The organism is Campylobacter lari subsp. lari (assembly GCF_013372185.1).
Taxonomy (GTDB): Bacteria; Campylobacterota; Campylobacteria; order Campylobacterales; family Campylobacteraceae; genus Campylobacter_D; species Campylobacter_D lari.
Map to the genome: position 1 here is coordinate 534287 of NZ_CP053830.1, position 20457 is coordinate 554743.

Annotated in this window: 18 protein-coding genes and 1 pseudogene; 6 read left to right on the forward strand and 13 right to left on the reverse strand. The window is 29.3% G+C overall.

Annotation, left to right across the window (positions count from 1 at the left end; all coding sequences use genetic code 11):
* Nucleotides 1-16 precede the first annotated feature (16 nt).
* Complete coding sequence (locus CLLT_RS02815; protein ID WP_070255127.1) at nucleotides 17-1039, reverse strand: restriction endonuclease subunit S; 1023 nt, start codon at nucleotides 1037-1039, stop codon at nucleotides 17-19.
* Entirely contained in the window at nucleotides 1032-2840 is a 1809-nt protein-coding gene (locus CLLT_RS02820) for an HsdM family class I SAM-dependent methyltransferase (RefSeq protein ID WP_070255124.1), read from the reverse strand. Before CLLT_RS02820 ends, CLLT_RS02815 begins: the two co-directional genes overlap by 8 nt.
* A gap of 156 nt (nucleotides 2841-2996) precedes the next feature.
* Here CLLT_RS02820 and CLLT_RS02825 point away from each other — a divergent pair, with 156 nt between their 5' ends.
* Together CLLT_RS02825 and CLLT_RS02830 are read left to right on the forward strand one after the other, a co-directional pair.
* Entirely contained in the window at nucleotides 2997-3647 is a 651-nt protein-coding gene (locus CLLT_RS02825) for a thiol:disulfide interchange protein DsbA/DsbL (RefSeq protein ID WP_074692743.1), read from the forward strand.
* 43 nt (nucleotides 3648-3690) lie between these two features.
* Complete coding sequence (locus CLLT_RS02830; RefSeq protein ID WP_070255119.1) at nucleotides 3691-5541, forward strand: aryl-sulfate sulfotransferase; 1851 nt, start codon at nucleotides 3691-3693, stop codon at nucleotides 5539-5541.
* 29 nt (nucleotides 5542-5570) lie between these two features.
* On the opposite strand, the pseudogene CLLT_RS02835 reads toward CLLT_RS02830, so the two are convergent.
* A pseudogene (locus CLLT_RS02835) lies at nucleotides 5571-6917 on the reverse strand (anaerobic C4-dicarboxylate transporter); the annotation flags it as partial.
* A gap of 144 nt (nucleotides 6918-7061) precedes the next feature.
* Nucleotides 7062-8330: a M20/M25/M40 family metallo-hydrolase gene (locus CLLT_RS02840; protein WP_074692746.1), complete on the reverse strand. Its 1269-nt coding sequence runs from the start codon at nucleotides 8328-8330 to the stop codon at nucleotides 7062-7064.
* Nucleotides 8331-8383: 53 nt separating this feature from the next.
* Between CLLT_RS02840 and CLLT_RS02845 the strand changes: the two genes are divergently transcribed.
* Together CLLT_RS02845 and CLLT_RS02850 are read left to right on the forward strand one after the other, a co-directional pair.
* A complete protein-coding gene (locus CLLT_RS02845; protein ID WP_074692747.1) occupies nucleotides 8384-8908 on the forward strand; it encodes a thermonuclease family protein in 525 nt (174 codons plus the stop codon).
* Nucleotides 8909-8916: 8 nt separating this feature from the next.
* Complete coding sequence (locus tag CLLT_RS02850) at nucleotides 8917-9102, forward strand: hypothetical protein (protein WP_074692749.1); 186 nt, start codon at nucleotides 8917-8919, stop codon at nucleotides 9100-9102.
* Here the strand turns inward: CLLT_RS02850 and CLLT_RS02855 are convergent.
* The 8 genes from CLLT_RS02855 to abc-f all read right to left on the reverse strand — a co-directional run bounded on the left by CLLT_RS02855 (nucleotide 9082) and on the right by abc-f (nucleotide 18180).
* Nucleotides 9082-9645 (reverse strand): hypothetical protein, encoded by a 564-nt coding sequence (locus tag CLLT_RS02855; RefSeq protein WP_012661282.1) that lies wholly within the window; start codon nucleotides 9643-9645, stop codon nucleotides 9082-9084. The two genes, CLLT_RS02850 and CLLT_RS02855, sit on opposite strands and share 21 nt — an antisense overlap.
* 2 nt (nucleotides 9646-9647) lie before the next feature.
* Nucleotides 9648-10523: a tRNA 5-methoxyuridine(34)/uridine 5-oxyacetic acid(34) synthase CmoB gene (gene cmoB, locus CLLT_RS02860; RefSeq protein ID WP_074692750.1), complete on the reverse strand. Its 876-nt coding sequence runs from the start codon at nucleotides 10521-10523 to the stop codon at nucleotides 9648-9650.
* 37 nt (nucleotides 10524-10560) lie between these two features.
* The gene (locus CLLT_RS02865) at nucleotides 10561-11310 is read right to left on the reverse strand and encodes a flagellin (RefSeq protein WP_074692753.1); all 750 of its coding nucleotides are present in this window, start codon (nucleotides 11308-11310) and stop codon (nucleotides 10561-10563) included.
* A gap of 33 nt (nucleotides 11311-11343) precedes the next feature.
* A complete protein-coding gene (locus CLLT_RS02870; RefSeq protein ID WP_070255101.1) occupies nucleotides 11344-11811 on the reverse strand; it encodes a DUF4149 domain-containing protein in 468 nt (155 codons plus the stop codon).
* Between the two features lie 30 nt (nucleotides 11812-11841).
* Nucleotides 11842-12642 (reverse strand): HemK/PrmC family methyltransferase, encoded by an 801-nt coding sequence (locus CLLT_RS02875; protein ID WP_074692798.1) that lies wholly within the window; start codon nucleotides 12640-12642, stop codon nucleotides 11842-11844.
* The gene (locus CLLT_RS02880) at nucleotides 12642-13829 is read right to left on the reverse strand and encodes a M48 family metallopeptidase (protein ID WP_074692755.1); all 1188 of its coding nucleotides are present in this window, start codon (nucleotides 13827-13829) and stop codon (nucleotides 12642-12644) included. Before CLLT_RS02880 ends, CLLT_RS02875 begins: the two co-directional genes overlap by 1 nt.
* 108 nt (nucleotides 13830-13937) lie before the next feature.
* Entirely contained in the window at nucleotides 13938-16082 is a 2145-nt protein-coding gene (locus CLLT_RS02885) for an autotransporter family protein (RefSeq protein WP_176316453.1), read from the reverse strand.
* A 166-nt stretch (nucleotides 16083-16248) separates the two neighbouring features.
* Nucleotides 16249-18180 carry a ribosomal protection-like ABC-F family protein gene (gene abc-f, locus CLLT_RS02890; RefSeq protein ID WP_070255093.1) on the reverse strand — a complete coding sequence of 644 codons (1932 nt, stop codon included), beginning with the start codon at nucleotides 18178-18180 and terminating at the stop codon, nucleotides 16249-16251.
* A 71-nt stretch (nucleotides 18181-18251) separates the two neighbouring features.
* On the opposite strand from abc-f, the gene CLLT_RS02895 reads away from it, so the two are divergent.
* Both CLLT_RS02895 and CLLT_RS02900 read left to right on the forward strand, forming a co-directional pair.
* Complete coding sequence (locus CLLT_RS02895) at nucleotides 18252-19382, forward strand: metallophosphoesterase (RefSeq protein WP_070255090.1); 1131 nt, start codon at nucleotides 18252-18254, stop codon at nucleotides 19380-19382.
* On the forward strand, nucleotides 19383-20192 hold the full coding sequence (locus CLLT_RS02900; protein ID WP_070255087.1) for a phosphatidylserine decarboxylase: 810 nt from the start codon (nucleotides 19383-19385) through the stop codon (nucleotides 20190-20192).
* On the opposite strand, the gene CLLT_RS02905 is transcribed toward CLLT_RS02900, so the two are convergent.
* On the reverse strand, nucleotides 20167-20457 hold the full coding sequence (locus CLLT_RS02905) for a FlhB-like flagellar biosynthesis protein (RefSeq protein WP_074692758.1): 291 nt from the start codon (nucleotides 20455-20457) through the stop codon (nucleotides 20167-20169). The two genes, CLLT_RS02900 and CLLT_RS02905, sit on opposite strands and share 26 nt — an antisense overlap.

The window sequence follows — 20457 nt, forward strand, 5'->3', positions numbered from 1 at the left end:
CTCTTTTGAGCGGAGATTAGATACAATCTCCATAAGGTAAGGATTTTATATAATTTTCCATAAATTTCCAATCAGGAGTGTTGTCTGAAGCTACCGGAAGTTTGATTTTCATATCTTTTATTGTATTACTATAAACAGCTCTTCCATATGAAAATTTAAATTTTTCATTATTTAAGAGTGTTGTAATAAATAACAGATGAAATTTATTTAGTTGAGTTTTTGGCTTAAGTATATTAACTCTACCGTGACTTACAGCATAAAAATCTTTATCTCTATAAAAAGCATTACAAAACATATCCAAAGTAATGCTGTTTTTTTTGAATATTAAAGAATCTTTTTTGTTAGAAATTGTTGATTGTCCATTTGTATAGCAAAGTATTCCAAAGTTGTTTATTCCAGATGATATTAATGGATAAAAACCATTTTCACATTCATCATTTTTTAAATCACCTTTGGCAAGTTTTACATCAAAAAAATCTTGTACCAAAAAATATTTCCAATTATTAGTATCTAAAGAACTGTTTTTTGTTTGATTTTTAGTTTCTAAACTGTTTTTATATAGACTTTGTATTTGATTTTTTAAAGATTTTATGTAATCTTCCATAAATTTCCAATCAGGAATTCCATGTTTAGTTGAAGGTAATTTTATTTGATGAGTATTGAAATTTTTAATACGATATTGTCTTCCATATTCAAATCTATATTTATCTTGAGATATAATAGAAACAATAAATAGTTTAACAAAAGGTGAAATATTTTTTGTAATATCAATTTCATCTAGTACAATGATATTGTCATCACACGCAAAGTTATATGGTTGATAAAAACAATTACAAAACATATCTATGGTAATTTTATCTTTGTATATAATTACATCATTATCAATATAATCAGAAACTCCATTATTGTTTTCACCAGCTGTTATAAATGGAATGTTACCTTTTTTTCTATCGTTTATAGTTAATCTTTTACCACGAATGGGTAAAAATAAATCTTTTAAATAAAATACCTTCCATTCGGTTGTTTTTATACTACTCATTATTATCTCTTATTGTTATTTTATAAGCTAAGAAATTTCTAATTGTCTTTTCAAAATCATCTTGTGTTAAAGTTGAATAATCTGTTTCCATATAAGCTTCTGCTAGCCATTCATCATCAGCAGTTACTTTTCTAAGAACACTTAGCCCGCTTACCTCTTGTTTTTTGGCAAACAATTCAAGCCATAATTTTTCTTTTTCTTTCCATATGCCATTATTTTTCTCAACTCTACCTAGATATTTCTTTTTAATAAAACCATCATCTTTGAAATAACCAAAGAAAGTTTCTTTTATTAAAGCTTTGTCATGTTTAATACCTAGATTGAATATCATGCAACATGCGCAAGCGCTTGCCCCTGGGTGAAATATATCAGAAGGTAAAGTGAAAACAGCTTCTAAATGATGTTCTTGTAGCATAAGTTCTTTGTATTTTTTTATACTACTAGATGATCCGATGGCGCATTGTAAAGGTAATAATACAGCCAGTTTGCCTTTTTTAACATTTTTTGCTATTTCATAGACAAAATAAAAACCTTTTGAAGGATCTTCTTTTGATGTCCCCCAGTTATCGGTGTAGCTATTAGGACAAACTGATTTTTGAGCATTATAAGGCGGATTCATTAATACTTTATCAATACCCCATTCTTCAAATTTATCTAGCATGTTAAAACAGCTTTCTTGGTAAATATTGGAATTGCCATCACCGTGTATTAGCATATTTGTAGTTGCTAATCCAAAGGCTACTTCTTCTCGTTCAATACCATAAATATTCTTTTCTTTAACACCTTCTTTTTCTTCTAAAGTTTTGCAATCATCTATAGCATCTGTTAACGCTCGAACTAAAAAAGATCCGCTTCCACAGCAAGGATCTAGAACTTTACTTTTGTTATTTATTCCTATTGCTTTACACATAAATGAAACGATGTGGTCTGGTGTAAAAGCTTGGTTTTTGTCATCTTTTCCTACATATTTATTGAAAGTTGTAAAGAAAAGATTGAGTAAATCTTGTCCTTGTGTGGATTTTTCATTAATAAATGGGTATATATTTTTATGAATAAAAGATATGATTTCTCTAAAAACATTATCTTGTAATTGTCTAATGTCTTGTTGTTCTAATATTTTTTTATCAAGTATAGTTAGTTTTTCTGATTTATTAGGATTATTATTAAGCAATTGCTCTAATATTTCTTTAATACTGGCAATAATTTGTTTTGTACTTAAATTATCATATCTTAAATTATTTTTTATGGCTAAAAGACATGTTCCTACAAATTGACCACGTAACTTCTCTTTTATTCCATATTGATGTAATATTTCATTTAACTTATAAGTGTTTTTCATTACTTCTTCACGGTTATTGGTTGTTTGTGGTTTTAATAAATCTATATACTCTTTAAAGGTTTTAAGTGTTAATTCGTTGTTTAATAGATTGTTGCTATTAATTTCGTTTTTGTAAACTTTAATTCTATCATCGGTTGTGTTTGCTAATATACCGATAATTAAATGATTTGTTAGTTTTTTTTCATAGCTAACATAAGCTTGTAGTTGCTCTTTTGCACTATCAATATCTTTTGTGAAATCTTGTTTAGTTTCAACTAAAATTGTTATTTTTGACTCAATATCAACAAACCTTAAATCAACATTTGTGTAATAAGTTTTATTTTTTTGTCTTTTTATTTTTAATTCATCAAATTTTTTATTAATAATATTGAATGCTTTTTGGTAGCTAAATTCTCCATTTTCAACATTACTGCTAAGATATTTTTCGCCTATTGTATTGATAATTGCATTACGAGAAGCCATTTTATTCCTTGCTTTATGTTTTTACAGGTTATTTTATAAAAAATAATTATATAAAATCAAATTATATCTATTTAAAATAAAAGTATAACTTTATGATGTTGGTTGATTTTACATCTTGTGTTAAAATTGTATTTTAAAAATATAAAAGGAAAAAACATGCAAATAAATCAAAAAATTCATAAACTTATAATCTTTTTAGCCTTTGTGTTTGCTATAAATGCACAAGCTCTTAGTGAGGGAAAAGAATACATTGCTTTAAAAACACCTATCCCAAATGCACAAAATTCTTTGATAGAAATTTTTTCTTATCGTTGCATTCATTGTTACACCCATCATCAATTTCACACTTTAGCAAAGGTTAAAGAGGCTTTGCCAAATTTAAAATATGATCTTTTTTCGGTAAGTTCTATGAGTGAGTATGGTGGGGCTTTAAATGAGATGTTTGCTTTAGCTTCTTTTAAAGAAAAAGCTTTAGGTTTAGATGTTACTAGTGAAAAAAGTCTTACCTATAAGCTTGCTGATGTGTATTTTATAAGTCATTTTGAACAAAAGTTAAATTTAAATGATCTTGATTTATTTTACAAAATAGGTTTAAATGTTATTGGTGCTAGCAAAGAAGAATTGCAAAAATTTTTACAAACTAAAGAAGCCAGAGAACTTTTAGCTGCTTATGATATGGCTAATGAAATTTCAAGAAATTATGGCACACCTGCTTTTGTAGTAAATGGTAAATATCAAATCAACCCTGAATACATTACTTCTTTAGAAGAACTAATCCGTATAGTTAAAGAACTTTCAGTTAAATAATGCCTTTATTTTAAAGGTGTTATTAATCTTATAAAGGATAAAAATGAAAATTAAAAAAATCATCAGCTTAAGTTTGCTAGCTAGCGTTGTTTTGGCACCAAATTTAGCTTTGGCTGTAGGTGGAGCAAGTGGGGCTAAGATAGACTATCAAGTACAAGGGCAAATTGGAGCTATAAAGCTTAATCCTTATGGCCTATCTCCGCTTAGTGCTGTGATTGTAGATGGAGGGTATGAGTTAAGCGATGTAAGTGTGACTATAGTTCCAAAGCCAAATGGACAAACCATATCTTATAAGGTAAGCCCTAATAAAATTAAAACTTATGGAGGAATTCCTATTTTTGGGCTTTATCCATCATATTTTAATACAGTAAAGGTAAGTTACACTAAAAGTGCTTTTGGAAAAAGTGAAAAAGTGGTAGATGAGGTATATAAAATAGCAACAGGCGGGGTAAATATAGAGCCAAGTGGAAGTCTTATGCAAAGAGGCGTGCCTTTTGAGAAAGTGGAAGTGCTTAAAGTAGATAAAGAATTTGAAGATAGATTATATCTAGTAAATAATACTCCAGGAAAATACAGCGCAAAAAGCTCTCAAACTATATGGAATAATCCAAGTGGTGGTGCTTTAGAATGGGATGAGGCTTCTAGTGTTTTTATTATCGACACAAAGGGTGAAATTCGTTGGTATTTAGATAATGATAAGCTAATGGATAAAAACAATATTTATAATCGTGGCATTATGATGGGCTTTAGGCAAAACCCAGATGGGGCGTTAAGCTTTGGGTTTGGTCAAAGATATGTAAAATATGATTTAATGGGTAGAGAAATTTTTAACCGCCTTTTACCTTCTTCTTATATAGATTTTTCTCATTCTATGAGCCAAATGCCAAATGGAAATTATCTTTTAAGAGTGGCTCTGGCTAGTGTTAAGCGTCCTGATGGTAAAAATGTGCGCTCGGTGCGTGATGTGATAGTAGAGGTTGATAAAAATGGCAATGTAGTAGATGAGTGGAGACTTTTTGAAATTTTAGATCCATATAGAGCTAATATAATCAAAGTTTTAGATCAAGGTGCGGTTTGTTTGAATGTAGATGTTTCAAAAGCGGGTAAGACTTTAAGCAATGAAGAATTAGCTAAAATGGATACAAGTGATGTATTTGGAGATATAGCAGGCACTGGAGTAGGGCGTAATTGGGCTCATGTAAATAGCATAGATTATGATGAGAGTGATGATAGCATTATCATTTCAAGTCGTCATCAAAGTGCTATTGTAAAAATAGGACGCGATAAAAAAGTAAAATGGATACTAGGAGCGCATAAGGGCTGGGGAGAAAAATATAAAAAAGCACTTTTGCAACCTATTAATAAAAATGGCAAAAATATCATTTGTGAAGATGATTATAGTAAATGTCCTGGTTATAAAAATAAGGAAGGTGGTTTTGATTTTACATGGACACAGCATACTGCTTTTAGAATAAGTGAAAAGTCTAATAAAAGATATATTTACATTACAGCTTTTGATAATGGTGATGCAAGAGCTATAACACAACCTGCTTTTGCTTCGATGAAATATTCAAGAGCAGTTATATATAAAATAGATCAAAAAAATAAAACCGTAGAGCAAATTTGGGAGTATGGTAAACAAAGAGGTAATGAATGGTTTTCGCCTATTACTTCTTTAACTGAGTATTATAAAGATAAAAATTCGATTATGGTTTATAGTGCTAGTGCTGGAATGGCTTTTGATTTAAGTAAGGGTATTGCTATAGGAGAACCAAAACCTGAAATAGATGAGTTTAAATGGGGAGCTAAAGAGCCTTCGGTGCAAATTCGCTTTAGCGGAGCAAGCACTGGTTATCAGGCTATGCCTATTGATTTAGAGAAAGCATTTAAATAAAAAAGGGCTTTAAAATAAGCCCTTTAATTTTATAAATATCCTGCACCCAAAGCTAAGAAATAACCTACTATACAAGAAACAATTACACCAATTAAACCTGGCAAGATAAAACTGTGATTGATAACAAATTTACCTATTTTTGTTGTGCCTGATCTATCAAATTGTATAGTTGCAAGATCGCTTGGATAGGTTGGTAAAATATAATACCCATAGCAAGCTGCTGCAAAAGCAATGATAATACCTGGTTCAACACCAATACCTAATGCAAGTGGCACAAATGCTGCAATTGCTGCTGCTTGAGAATTAACAAATTTAGAAATTAATAAAAGCATAACTGCATAAGTCCAAGGGTGTTCTATAACAATATTTCCTAAAGACTCTTTCATCATAGGAGTATGTACTGCAAACATAGTATCTGCCATCCAAGAAATTCCAAAAACAGCCACTAAAGCTATCATACCTGATTTAAAAATCTCATTTTTTGCAATTTTGCTTGCATCAAGTTTAGTAAAGATAATGAGTGCTGCACCTGCTAAAAGCATAAACATTTGAATGGTTGCAACCATATTCATAGGTTTAGTAACACCTTTTGAGATAAATTGTGGTCTAAGTTCTGGGAAAGCTCCAAGTATAGCTACTATAGCAATAGCACCCAAGAAAATCCACATAGCTACCCATTGAATGGTTGGAAGTTTTTGTTCAAGAAGAGTTTTGCTATCGCCATAGATATATGTTCTTTGTTCTGGATCTTTGATTTTAGCTTGAAATTCTTCATCTTTGTCAAGATCTTTTCCTCTAAACCAAGAAAAAATTCCTATAGCTAAAACACCCACTAAAGTAGAAGGTATAGTAATAGCAAGTAAATCTACATAGCCATCAAATCCTGCTAAAGGATGTTTATTAATTTCTGGATTTAAAAGCAATGCGGTTAAACTTACAACAGCAACTGAAACAGGGCTTGCTATAATACCAAGTTGAGAAGAAATGCTAGAAGCAGCCATTGGTCTTTCTGGACGTATGCCGTTTTTAATAGCAATATCGTAAATAATAGGCATCATAGTATAAACAACATGTCCAGTTCCACAAAGTATAGTCAAAAAGCAAGTTACAAAAGGAGCTAAGATGGTTAAAAATTTAGGATTTTTTCTTAAAACTCTTTCTGCAATTTGCAACATTACATCTAAACCACCACTAGCTTGTAAAGTTGCACTAGCAACAACAACAGCTAAGATAGTAAGCATAACATCAATAGAAGGTTTTCCAGGCGCTACAGCAAAACCAAAACTTAAAACTAATAAACCAATACCACCCAATAAACCTAGAGCGATACCACCTTTTTTTGCCCCATAAAAAAGACAAATGAGAACTACGGCTAGTTAGCATTTCCATACTCTCTCCTTGTTTAAAAATATGCGAGAGTATAGTGTAAGTTTTATTAATAGTAAATAAAATTTTTTATTATTTAAATAAATATTTACCAATATTTTGAATTTGTTTGTCAAAATATTGGTCTTTTTTGTTTATTGGTAATTTTTTAAGATAGCAAAAAGAATTTTGCTGATTTTTTCAATAGAAGCTATTTCGCATTTTTCATCTGTTGAGTGAGGGCTATGGATGTTTGGACCTATGGAGCAACATTCTAGTGGTTGCTTTTCGCTTATAATGCCGCATTCTAAACCAGCATGTATGGTGTAAAGCTTGGCATTTGGGTTTTCTTTTTTAAAATAACTTAGAATTTCTTCTCCAAAATTAGTATCTTTATTAGCCCAAGGTGGATAAAAATTTGCACTTGAAACTTCACAATTTTGCATTTTAAAATAAGTTAAGGTTTCAAATTCTATATTTTTAAGCTCTTGTAAATCATTCGATCTTGCAAAAAGTTCAAAATGAAATTTACCTTCTTTTTCATAAGCTAACGAAAGATTGATACTTGTTTGGACTAAATTGAGTTGATAATTAAAAGTTCTAACACCTTGCGCAAAAGCATTGATAAGATTTAAAATGATTTGAGAATTTTTATAATATGTTCTTTTGATTTTACCTAGATATTTTATTTTAAAATGATTATTTTCCTTTGGAGAATTTTTAAAAAATGCTACGATTTTAGCATGTTTTGGTATAGAGTTGATTCTCTCACCTGCGTTAAACTCGCAAAGTTCACCTTGGTTTTGAGTGATAAAATGACTTGCTTCTTTAATAGAAGATTTAATATTTTTAACAATATCAATCCCTGAATGCCCACCTTTAAAATTAATTGCTTCTATTTCATAACAATCTTCTTCCTTTTCACCTATCTCTAAATTTAAATTAGCAAAAATATCTACCCCGCCAGCACAACCTATAACAACTTCATCATCGCTCTCATGGTCTAAATTTAATAGCTTGTTTGAAATCAAAGTATGTGTAAGATTATTTGCTCCACAAAGTCCAACTTCTTCATTGTTAGTAAAAAGACATTCGATATTTTCAAATTCTTTTAAAGCTTGCATCATTAATGATACACCTATGCCATTATCTGCACCCAAACTTGAATTTTTAGCCTTTAAATATCCATTGTCTTCATACATTTGTATATTTGGAGCCTCTCCCATGCAAACCATATCATAATGACTTTGTAAACAAATTTTAGGTTTTCCTTTATATGCATGGATATTACCTGCTTCATCAATATTTACTTGGCAGTTTTGACTTTTAGCAAAATCAATAAGAAAATTTTTTAATTCTTCGGTATGGAAACTACAATGAGGTATTTGAGTAATTTGTTTAAAATTTTGTATAATTTCTTGCATAAAATCTCCTTTTTGTTGTAATTATGGCATATTTTTATATAGATGAGGTTTAAATGAAAATTTCTAAAAAGCAAATTAAACTATTAATAGCTTTACTAAAAGATCCAAGGAAATTTTTAATTACACTTTTTCTATTTACTTTTGCTTATATTTTAAATTATGATAGTGGTTCGTATATTAATGCCAAAGTAAGTCGTGTGGTAGATGGAGATACAATTGAGGCTAAATTTGAAGATGAAGAACTTAAAATTAGACTTTTTGGTATAGACGCGCCTGAAAGTGATCAAGCTTATGGAAAGATGGCAGCGCAATTTTTAAATGCAATTGTGTTGAATAAAGAAGTAGTTTTGAATGTAAAAGATGAGGATAAATATGGTAGAATTTTGGCCATTGTGTATTTAAATGACAAAGATATCAATCAAGTTATGGTTAAAAATGGCTTTGCTTGGGCTTATGAGCATTATAGTGATTTATATGTAAATGAGCAAAATTATGCCAAAGAAAATAAAAAAGGCTTATGGGTAGATGAAAATCCTATAGAACCTTATAAATGGCGTAAGCAAATAAGATTAAAATAGGAAAAGAGATGTTTAAAAAAATATTTTTCATTGGGTTTTTAGTATTATTTTTTGGTGGTTGCTTTGTAAATGAAAGAGGAATTTCAAATCGCTTTTATGATGATTGCAAAGAATATTACGATGCAAGCGGAACTTACCATAAAGAATGTCCAAAGAATTGGGTGGATTTGCCTTTAACTCCCGATTCCTTTTAAAACAGCATTTAATTCTTCTGGAGTGGCATCTTGCTTAGAGTTTTCTTGTTGGTTTTGGCTACTAGAGCTTGTGTTTTGACTTTGCTTTAATTTAAATATATGATCATCTGTGGTAATTACTTGAAAAGATGCATCAAAAATTTTAATCTCATTTACAAAGCCAACTACTTTAACCTCTCTTTTTTTTGAGTCATCGCTAAATAGAGCACTTGCTTCAAGATTTAAAATATCTCCAACTTTCAAAGGTGCATAAAAAAAGCTTCTTGAGCCTATTAAAACGCTAAATTCTTTATTAATTGCTGCTTGGGCTATATAATTTGCAGCATTGAAAACAAAACCACTATGCACTAATCCTAACTCATCTACTGCCATATCATGGGTTGTAATTAAAATACCTTTGGCAAAATTTTTTTCTATATGAGAAATGCTTCCTGCTAAAGCATTATTTATCCCTGGACAAGTGATAAGTTCTGATTTAATACGATTTAATTCTTCAGGATCTATTAGCTCTTCTATAGTAACAGCACTTATTGTTCTTGCCATTTTTACACCTTTAATTTAACATAAACTCTTTTTGGTGCTTCATAGCCCTCGCAAGTTAAATTTGAGTCATTTTTATCTAAAAATTGATCTAAAGAATAAGAATCAATCCATTGTGTTTTTCTTTGTTCTTCAAAATCAGTTTGTCTAGTTGTTATAACTTCAAATTCACTAAATCCAGCTCTATAACACCAATTTCTTAAACCCAATATCGACGGAATGAAAAAAATATTTGGTATTTTTGAATAAGTTTTTTGAGGAATAAGTGCAATTTCTCTTTCATCTTCTATATACATAGTGTCTAAAAAAACTACACCATCTTTATTTAAAGATTGCTTGAGTTGTTTTAGCATGGCTATAGGATCACTACGATGATAAATTACACCAAGGCAAAAAATAACATCAAATTTTATACCATAATTTGGTACATCAGCTACGCCTAAAAGCTCATACTGTATAGGAGTTTTTGCTAAAGAGTTTAAAAGGAAAAACTGTAAAAAATATTTAATAGAAGGATCAAAACCTATGAGTTTTGAAGGGTTAAATTCAAGCATTTTAAACATATAATAACCATTATTGCAGCCAATATCCGCAACCACTTTACCTTTGATTTCTTGCATATAAGGCTTTAATATGTTAAATTTAATAAAACTTTGCCATTCTGTATCTATAAAAAGTTTATTTATTTTAAAAGGACCTTTACGCCATGGTTTTAATTCTAAAGCTATATTTTTAATTTCTTCATCTAGCTTTTCATCGCAAAAAATATTAAAACTATCATCTATAGTGTAGTTTGAGTTTTGAGCTTTTAAATTTAATTTTTGAATTTTTTCATATAATGGATGTTTTAAGGCTTGCTTTAACAAAGCATTATCTTGCATATTTTTCCTTAAAAAACCCCCTTATTTGGGAGTTTTATTATTGAAGTAGGCTTGCTAATTTAGTTTGTAGCATTACATTAGAATGGGCATTTGCAAATAAATACGCATTTTCTTTTAGATAATTTGCATTAAAATCATTTACATTTTGCGCTAAATCATTATTTTGCAATTTGCTTTCAGCTTCTTTGGTGTTAATGCTAGTTTGCAAAGATGAGTTGATATTAGAATGGATAGCATTAATCCCAGCGCCAATATCTGCGCGTAAAGAACCTACTTGATCTTGAAAATTGCGAATTCCATCTTGGTTTTCAAGGCTTAAATTTGCTGTGCTTGGTTGATTTAAATTGATATTTTCAACTCCTGCTCCAACAACAAAATCCATGCTTTGAAAAACATTTTTACCATTATAGGTTGCATTTGAAAAAGCATCATTGATTGAGCTTACAAGTCTATTTGCTTCAGTATTTAGCATGCTTTTTTGTCTATCATTTAATGCAGCGCTATTTGAGCGCACTGATAATTCATTTAATCTATCAGCAGTTGCTGAAATATTATTTAAAGTTGAATCAGCAATTTGTAAAACACCTACTGAATCATAAGCATTTAAAATGCCTTGGTCTATAGTGCTATACTGACTTCTTAAAGAATCAGCTATAGCTAAATTTGCTCCATCGGTTCCATCTATAGCGCGTATTGCAGCTATATTTTCTAAAGCTTTTTCTTGGCTTTTTTGAGCTTGATTTAAGTAATGGTTTTGTTGGGTTGTTCCTATATCGCCTATTTTCATCTTTGACTCCTTTTAAAGACTTATTTTATTATATCATTTTTTTGTTTTAAAATTTAAAAAAAATAAAATTACTTGTGATAACATGATAATCTTCATCACAACTTCACTTGCACCATGAATTTTTATAAATTCTTGAGTCTTAGTTGCTTCTTCTCCTAAGCTTTGTGCTTCTAAAACATAAGCAGTGAAGTAAAATACAAAAAGCAAACTTAGTGCCAAAATGATTAAAGAAAGCATAAATTTTGAAAAATTTATTTTAAAAGTTAAATTTTTATTCTTAAATGAGAAAATTTCCACTAAAATAGATAAAACACTCACACCTAGTAAAACATAGCCAAATTGTACAAAAATATTTGTCATTAAAAGCCCGCTTTGAAAATGAGTTAAAACCCCTTCACCTATAAATTTAGCAGGATAAAATATAGTCGGAGCTAAAAACACTCCTATGCTAATTTCAATCCCAATTAAACTTGCTAGTAAAAATAAATATATTGATTTCATTATTTTCTCCTATAAAAAGATAATTATAGTCTAATTTTTTAAATTCCACGCAACAAAGGCTCTATCAAATCCATTATAATCTTGATAAAAAGTAGCTTTAAAATCATTTTCTTCTAAAATTTGATTTAAAATTACTTTTTGATCATAGCCAAATTCACAAGCTAAGACTTTTGTGTTATGATTTTTAGCAAAAATAATGATTTCTTCTAAAATTTCCCAGCCTTTATCTCCTCCAAATAAAGCATCATATGGCTCATTTTGCACCCATTTATCTAAAGGATAATCATTTTTAATATAAGGAGGATTGGAAAAAATAAAATCAAATTCCCCTTGCATATTTTTAAAATCACAAAGTTGAAAATTGATTAAATTTGAAACATTGTGAAAATCTGCATTTTTTTTAGCAAGATTTAATGCTTTTGGATTGATATCGCAAGCTTGTATAAAAATTTGTTTTAACTTTGCTAAAGAGATGCTTAAAATTCCACTTCCAAAGCCAATTTCAAGTATATTGTTAAAAGAGTTATGATCTAAAATTTCTAAACATTTTTCAAGTAATATTTCACTATCAAAACGCGGTATTAACACCCCTTTTTGTGTGAAAAAATCAAAACCATAAAATTGAGTTTTTTCAAATAAATACTCAAAAGGCTCGCCATTTAAAAATCTATCTACATAATCAAAGAAATTTTTTTCATCAATTTGAAATTCAGGATTTAAAAAAATCCAAGCCTTATCTTTTTGCAAAAGCTCACAAAGAATAAAAAGTATATATTCTTTATGAGTGCGATCTTTTGCGTAAGCTTGTTTTAAAGCTTCTTTGATAGAAATCATTGCAAAGCTTTGATTCTATCAAAAATGCAAGGATGGCTTAAATGAAAAAATGCATAAATTTTGCTTGTCTTAACAAAGGCTTTGTTTTCTTTTGCTAAGGCTATGAGGGCATTTTTCATATCTTCTTTTGAGCTAAGTTTTGCTCCGTGTAAATCAGCATTAAATTCATTTTTTTGACTCATTTTATTGATTAAAGGCGAAATGAAAAAAACAAATACATTGCCAAATACCAATAATAGCGCAAACACTCCAGCATTTACTTCATCTAAATGGCTTTGGGTGTAAAAAAAGCTTGGTAAATGTGCAAAGATAAAAAATAAAGCAAAAAGCATTATGGCATTTAAAATAAGCATTTTTACGATATCTTTATGCACAAAATGCCCTAATTCATGACCTAAAACAGCTAAAAGTTCATTTTCTTTTAATGCTTTTAAAAGCGTATCAAATAAAACTACTCTTTTGCTTTTGAATAATCCTCCAAAATAAGCATTTAGCCTTTTATCTCTTTTGCTTGCATCAATTATATAAACCCCATTAGCACTAAAGCCGCATTTTTGCATTAAATTGCTTATTTTTGCTAATAAATTTTCATCTTCTAATTTTGTCATTTTGTTAAAAATTGGCGCGATAAAAGTAGGGTAGATAAGATTTATAATAAGTATAATTGCAAAGCTTAACACAAAGGCTACTACCCACCAATAAGCACCAAAAAATTCAAAACAAAATACTAAAGAATAAATGATTAAAAAACCAAAAATAAGCATTAAAATCAAAGATTTAATGCTATCTTTAACAAAAAGTGTTAAAGTCATATTTGAAAAACCATGTTTTTTGTCTTTTACAAAGCTTTCATAATAGCTAAGCGGTAAATTTGAAATACTTAAAATAAACAAAAAAGAAAGCAAAAACAAAGTATTTTCTAAGGTAGAATTTTCTTTTATAAAAATTTCTTTTAAGTATAAAAAGCCAAAACTAAGCCAAGCGATGTTGATGATTAGATTATAAATATTTGAAAAGATTTTGTATTTTTCATTTTCTATAGCGATATTTGCAGCATTTTCATAATCATTTTTATCTAAAATTACTGCTTGTTTAACTTTTTCTTTTTTTATAAAATTAATTTGATGATAAGAAATATAAATCATTAAAAAAGTATAAAAACATAAAATTGTTATTAAAGTCATAATTTTTTCCATTTTTTTTTTTTTTTTTTTTGAAAGTATGCAACAAGAAGGTAAATAAGCATAGGTGAAAACCTATGCTTGTATAAGAAGAATTCTTTTTTGTGTTAATTAAAATGAGTATTTAAGACCAATATTACCAGTTAAGTAAGTTTCATCTGTATCATCTTCTTTTCCAGCTAAGATCTGTTTAGCACCTATACTTAAATCAAGAGATAAACTATTAGTTATATTAATATTGCTACCAACTAAAATTTTACCAAAAGTTTTATCTTTTTCAGCACCAGCTACATTAAAGCTCATATCGCTACCTACAAATCTAGCATGATAATCATCTCCACTAGTTGCAAAGAATTGTTCAACTTTTGGAGTTATATAAAAAAATCCATTTTCAAAAGATTTTCTAAATTCAGCACCAAGTTCTGCACTTGCTGTAAAGCTTGTCATTGATTGTACATGTTGAGCCCAAACGCCAGTTTCTGTATAATCAGGAGTATTGCTATAGTAAAGATTTAAACCAATTAAAGGTTTAATAGCAAATTCATTACCCATATCAAATACATATCCATAAGTACCGCTTGCACCGAAGAAAGTTTGTGTGTAATCAGATTTATTGCTGGTTCCATTTAATAATCTTTCTTGATCAGTCCAGCTAAATTGCGCATAAGCTTTGATGTCAAATTCGTGATTGTTGTTTTTAATTCTTGAGTAAGCACCGATTTGTAAATTATCTGCATCTTGACTAACAGAATTGTAGTTTAGTTTTGAATCTGCATAGGTCAAGTAAGCACCAGCAAGTATAGCATCACTAAATTGTCTGTCAATACCTATGCTAGTACCAAATACACTATCATTTTCACTTCCTATCATATTTACGCCGCCAAAAGCATTAGCCCATACGCTATTTTCTCCTTGACTTCTTGGCTGCATCATTCTAGTTGCAATAGCCATTTCATTAGCTAGGTTAATAACTTGGATAGCACCTTGGCGGTTAGAGTTATTTGCGCTTTCTCTAGCCGAATTTAAAACATTTTTAGCTTGTTGAGCATTTCCTGTTATCGCATCTACTATAGCACTAGCTGCTGCTTGTTCTTTGTTTGAAGATATAACAGAAGCTAAAACTGCATCAACTTGATAGTTAAATGCTGTTGTTTTATTAGCAATGCCACTTTCAATAGCATCTAATTTGGCATTTAATTGGCTGATTAAATGATTATAGTCTAACCCTGTAAAATCTTGTTTTTTATTATTTCTTGGTTTTGGACCAGTTGCTTCAGCTGCTAATTTTTCATATTCGGCAATCATAGCTGTTAAAATTTCTTTTTGTGCTGTTCTAAGGGCTGCGGCAATCCCTTCTCTTTTTATTGCACTTTTCCAACCATTTTTATCTACTTTTGCATTGATGTATAAAGTATTTCCTACTGCTTTAAGGCTGTAATTAATTCCAAGTTTATTTTCTAAATTAATTTTTACTATAGCATCATTGTATTTTTTAGCTTCTTCTGCGCTTAGTCCAAGAAGTTGTGCGGTTGAAAATTCTTTAAAAACATTTGCTGTATTGGTTAGTTCGATATCTTTATTAAAACCTTTATCAGCGCTTAATAAAAAGATACCATTTTCACTTATTGGTGCATTTGAAGCACTAAAATTTGAATTTCTTATAATTGCTGTACCAGTTATATGAAAACCATGATTTCCATAAAATTCAAGATTTGCATCATTTGCAGTAAAATCACCTTTTACAAGCAAAGAACCATTTGCACTTTGACTTCCTAAGGTACCATTGCTAATGAAAAGATCAGCACCATTAAGTAGAGCTAGATTTCCTTCTATAACCCCAGTATTGCCTACATTTAATGAAGTATCTTGACCCAAAGCATTATTTTTGCCATCAAAAATTATTTCTTTTGCTTTTATATTAAAAGAATAAAATTTATCTTTTTCTCCATCAAAATAATGACCGATTTCCGCATCTTGGCCATTGGCACCAACATTAAATGTGCTTTTAGCTGCATCTATATTTAAGTGATTGATGTATTTGTTTGTAGTGCCATCGAAACTGCCTCCGATAACAGAAGTGATATTGTAAGTAGAACCTGTGTCTTTATCTACTACGAAAGAATAGTTTCCATTTTTATTTTCATCTTTTAGGTTAGTGTCGGAAAACGGATCCCCCCCCCCGATAGCGTGAGCTGAACTAGCTACCATAGTAGCAACACAAGCTGATAGAAAAATTTTTCTTGAATTTTTCATCATTTAACTCCTCAATAAAATAATATTTTGAAATGGTATTATATCTTTATGTATATTAAAAAATAATAAATATTATAATTAATAAATATTTTTTATATATATTGTAAAAAAAACAATATTAAACTAGCTTTTTTCATAGTATAACTAAAGATTAAGTTTTTTAAATATCTTATCTATCAAATTTTTCAAGAATTTTAAAATACTCTTCTTCTAACACAATCAAAATTTCTTCTTTTTCTTTTAATTCTTCATAAAGCTTATTAATTCCGATTTTCTGATAAAACTCAGGATTTGATAAAGCATTTTTGAGTTCTTTGATTTCTTCTTCTAATTTATGAATTTTATCAGGATATGAGTTTAAAATTTCATTTTCTTTATAGCTTAGTTTTTTACTTGATTTTTCTTTTGTTTTTACACTTGTTGTGGTGTTTGTTTCTAAGCTTTTAGAAAATTCTTCAAAGTCTTTATATTCTTTTTCATTTTCTAAATACTCACTATAAGAAAGAACTTCTATATTGATATTTGCATTATCTTCAAAAGCATAAAGCTTGGTTGCTATTTTATCGACAAAATATCTATCGTGCGAGACAAGCAAAATCGCACCTTCAAAGGAAAGTAAATATTCTTCTAAAATATTAATCGTAGCAATGTCTAAATCATTTGTTGGCTCATCTAAGATTAATACATCATATTCTTTGGTAAAAAGCAAGGCTAGGGCGACTCTATTTTTTTCACCACCACTTAAAACACTAACACTTTGCTCTAAAAATTCTTTTGGAAATAAAAATTGTTTTAAATACCCATAAACATGCATATTTTTACCACGCACTTGGATATGATCACCGCCATTTGGGCAAAAAATTTCTAAAAGTTTTTTATCAGTATTTAGCAAGCTCCTACTTTGATCAAAATAGCCAATTTTTACTTCACCTCTTTTAATCTCTCCACTATCAAGTGGAATTTGATCAAGTAAAATTTTTAAAAAGGTAGATTTGCCACAGCCATTTTTTCCTACTATAGCTATACGCTCACCTTGTAAAATTCGTGCATTAAAATCTTTAAAAAGTGTCTTGTTAGCAATAGACTTTGAGATATTTTTAAGTTCAAAAAGCATTTTTTTGCGGTTTTGGCTTTGGTTTTGGTTGAAATTTTTACTCGCTCTTTTTATTTCAAGTTCTAAGCGTTTTATTGCAGAAGGATTTTTTTTGGCTTCTTCGCGCATTTTAAAAATGCGTTCTTTACGCCCTTCGTTGCGTTTAAGTCTAGCTTTAACTCCTCTTCTTAGCCATTCTTCTTCGCTTTTTAATTGCTTAAGTAAGGTTTCATGACTTTTTGCTAAAGATGCTAAAATAGCTGCTTTTTTTTCTAAATACTGTGTGTATCCACCCTCAAAAATGCTTAATTTTCCTGCTTCTATTTCCACGCATTTTTGCGCTATTGTATCTATAAAATATCTATCATGAGAGATGAAAATAACACACATTTTAGAAGCTTTTAATCTTTCTTCTAAGAAACTGCTCATATATACATCTAAATGATTAGTTGGCTCATCTAAAAGCAAGATGTCAGGATTTTTTAAAAGCAAAGTACAAAGTCCTACGCGTCTTATCTCTCCTCCGCTTAAAGAGCAAAGCGCTCTGTCTTTATACTCTAATAGTTTAAACTCTTCTAGTATTCTTTGTATTTTTTGATCTAAATTCCAAGCATCTTTTGAGTCTATAAATAAACTTAACTCATCTACTTTTTTTAAATATTCTTTATTTTCTGGATTTATTGCTAGTTTTTCATTATAGTTTTCATACTCTTGCAAGGCTTGATAAATTTCTTCAAGTTCTTGTTTTATGGCTTCATTTACACTTAATGAACTTTGAAAACTTACTTGTTGGCTTAGCATGCCTATGCTAGCATTATTTTGTTTAATCACTCTACCGCTATCTAGTTTTAAAGTTCCCATAAGGGCTTTTAGAAAGCTTGATTTTCCTTCGCCATTTTTACCTATGATGGCGATTTTTTCTCCTAAATTTGCACTAAAATTTGCATTTTCTAAGATTATTTTTGTATTAAATTTCTTATTTGCATCGATTAAATCTATTAAAGCCAAATTTCTTTCCCAAATGTTTTTTTGCGATTTTACTTTAAAATATATTAATTTTGCTTAAATAAAATTACACTATGAGAGTGTTTGTTTTTTTTACTTTATTAGTTTTATTTTTTGCTTTGGCAAATTGGTATATTTATAAAAGATTTTTAAGTAAAGTTGATTTTTTAAAACCTTATAAAAAGCTTGTGTTAGCTCTTGTTTTAATAGTTTTTGCATGTGAATTAATCTTTTTTGTAAACATGCGCGGGGATTTTTTGTATGAAAAGCTTTATTATATTTTAGCGATTTTTCCTACTATTACCTGCTTTTTCTTGCTTTTTGGAGTGATTTATGAAATTGGCTCTTGGATTTTCTTTAACGAAAATAAAAAAGAGCAAATTTTTAGCCTTCAAAGAAGAAGGTTTTTAAAATTAATTTTTGATTCTTGGCTTATTATACTTAGCGTTAGTATGGTATTTAAAGGCTTTGTAAATGCTATTAGCACACCTAAGGTTAATGAGGTAGATATTAAAATTAAAAATTTAAAAGAAGATTTAAACATAGCTTTGCTTTCTGATGTGCATTTGGGGAAAAATTTAGGTGAAGATTTTTTAAAAACTTTAATCGATGAGGTTAATGCTTTAAATGCTGATATAATCATCATAGCTGGGGATTTAATCGATGCAGATATAGCTAGTATGTCTTATATTGATCTATTGGAAAATTTTAAATCAAAATATGGTACTTATTTTGTTTATGGAAATCATGAGTATTATAATGATATAAATGCGATAAGCAAAAAGCTTAAAACGCTTAAGAATTTCAAAGTTTTAGAAGATGAAAGTATTGATTTTGGAGATTTTACTTTAAGTGGGACTTTGGATTTAGCTGCTAAACGTTTGGGTTTTAAAGAAAGCAATATAGAAAAAATCAAAACTCAAATCAATCAAGAAAAAGTTAATATTTTAATCACGCATCAGCCAAAATATGTAAAAACTTATGATGTGAGTGGGTTTGATTTGATTTTATCAGGGCATACTCATGCAGGGCAAATTTTTCCTTTTTCTTTGCTTGTGTATTTAGAGCAAGGCTTTGTGCATGGGCTTTATAAATTAAGTAAAGATAGTTTGCTTTATGTAAGTAGTGGGGCTGGTTTTTGGGGACCTGCTGTGAGATTTTTGGCTCCTAGTGAAATAGCATTGATTAAATTAAAAGGAGAATAAATGGGATTTAGCAATAGTGCTTCAAAAATATTTGGGGTGATAGCAAAATATAAATTTCCAAAAATCATACAAAAAAACATCAATAAAGCCTATATTAATGTTTTTAAAATCGATATGAGCGAGTTTAAAAATTATGAAGAATATGAAAGTTTAAATGCTTTATTTACTAGAAGCTTGTTAAATGAGCGAGAATTAGAAGATGGCCTTATAAGTCCATGTGATGGTAAAATTTTAGAACTTGGAAGTAGTTTTCAAAATGATTTAGGGCAAAATTTAGCTCTTAGCATTAAAGGATCAACTTACAGCATAGAAGAGCTTTTAAAAAATTCAGCTAGCAAAGAAGAATTAGAAAATGGTATAGATTATGCAAATATTTATCTATCTCCAAAAGATTATCATCATTATCACGCACCTTGTAATATACAAATTTTAAGTGCTACTTATATGAGTGGGGCTTTATTTAGTGTGAGTGAAGCAAAATTAGCTAAGATTATAAACCTTTATACTAAAAATGAAAGAGTGGTTTTAAAGTGTTTGGTGGAGGGAAAATTTATACTTTGGATGGTATTTGTGGGTGCGCTAAATGTTGGTAAAATGCATTTTAGCTTTGATACTAGCATACAAACTAATGCTGCAAATTTTGATTTTACTCATACTTATGAAGATCTTTTTGTAAAAAAAGGCCAAAAACTTGGAAATTTTGAACTTGGATCGACTATAGTGTTAATTTCTCAAAAAGGGTTTTTAAAATTTAGTAAAAACGCTTATAAGCAAGTTGAATTTTCTAAGAAGATTGCGGACTTTGCTTAGTCTCATCTTCATTAGCAACTTTATATAAAAAGGCAAAAATTTCAGCTACAGCTTTATACATATTAGGTGGGATTTCATCGCCTAAGTCAAGCTTGCTAAGAACTTCTACTAAGTCTTTATCCTCTTTTATAGGAATGCCATTTTCTTTGGCTAGTGAAATGATTTTAGAAGCATTTTCACCTTTTGCATTGGCTAAAATTTTTGGTGCATTTTGATCTTCTTTGTTATAACCTAGTGCAACTGCTTTTTTTGTTTTTTTAGCCAT

Bases quoted from the DNA above. Each gene is read 5' to 3' on its own strand.
- CLLT_RS02815 (WP_070255127.1), bottom strand. From the start codon at position 1,039: ATGAGTAGTATAAAAACAACCGAATGGAAGGTATTTTATTTAAAAGAT.
- CLLT_RS02820 (WP_070255124.1), bottom strand. From the start codon at position 2,840: ATGGCTTCTCGTAATGCAATTATCAATACAATAGGCGAAAAATATCTT.
- CLLT_RS02825 (WP_074692743.1), top strand. From the start codon at position 2,997: ATGCAAATAAATCAAAAAATTCATAAACTTATAATCTTTTTAGCCTTT.
- CLLT_RS02830 (WP_070255119.1), top strand. From the start codon at position 3,691: ATGAAAATTAAAAAAATCATCAGCTTAAGTTTGCTAGCTAGCGTTGTT.
- CLLT_RS02840 (WP_074692746.1), bottom strand. From the start codon at position 8,330: ATGCAAGAAATTATACAAAATTTTAAACAAATTACTCAAATACCTCAT.
- CLLT_RS02845 (WP_074692747.1), top strand. From the start codon at position 8,384: ATGAAAATTTCTAAAAAGCAAATTAAACTATTAATAGCTTTACTAAAA.
- CLLT_RS02850 (WP_074692749.1), top strand. From the start codon at position 8,917: ATGTTTAAAAAAATATTTTTCATTGGGTTTTTAGTATTATTTTTTGGT.
- CLLT_RS02855 (WP_012661282.1), bottom strand. From the start codon at position 9,645: ATGGCAAGAACAATAAGTGCTGTTACTATAGAAGAGCTAATAGATCCT.
- cmoB (WP_074692750.1), bottom strand. From the start codon at position 10,523: ATGCAAGATAATGCTTTGTTAAAGCAAGCCTTAAAACATCCATTATAT.
- CLLT_RS02865 (WP_074692753.1), bottom strand. From the start codon at position 11,310: ATGAAAATAGGCGATATAGGAACAACCCAACAAAACCATTACTTAAAT.
- CLLT_RS02870 (WP_070255101.1), bottom strand. From the start codon at position 11,811: ATGAAATCAATATATTTATTTTTACTAGCAAGTTTAATTGGGATTGAA.
- CLLT_RS02880 (WP_074692755.1), bottom strand. From the start codon at position 13,829: ATGACTTTAATAACAATTTTATGTTTTTATACTTTTTTAATGATTTAT.
- CLLT_RS02885 (WP_176316453.1), bottom strand. From the start codon at position 16,082: ATGATGAAAAATTCAAGAAAAATTTTTCTATCAGCTTGTGTTGCTACT.
- CLLT_RS02895 (WP_070255090.1), top strand. From the start codon at position 18,252: ATGAGAGTGTTTGTTTTTTTTACTTTATTAGTTTTATTTTTTGCTTTG.
- CLLT_RS02900 (WP_070255087.1), top strand. From the start codon at position 19,383: ATGGGATTTAGCAATAGTGCTTCAAAAATATTTGGGGTGATAGCAAAA.
- CLLT_RS02905 (WP_074692758.1), bottom strand. From the start codon at position 20,457: ATGGCTAAAAAAACAAAAAAAGCAGTTGCACTAGGTTATAACAAAGAA.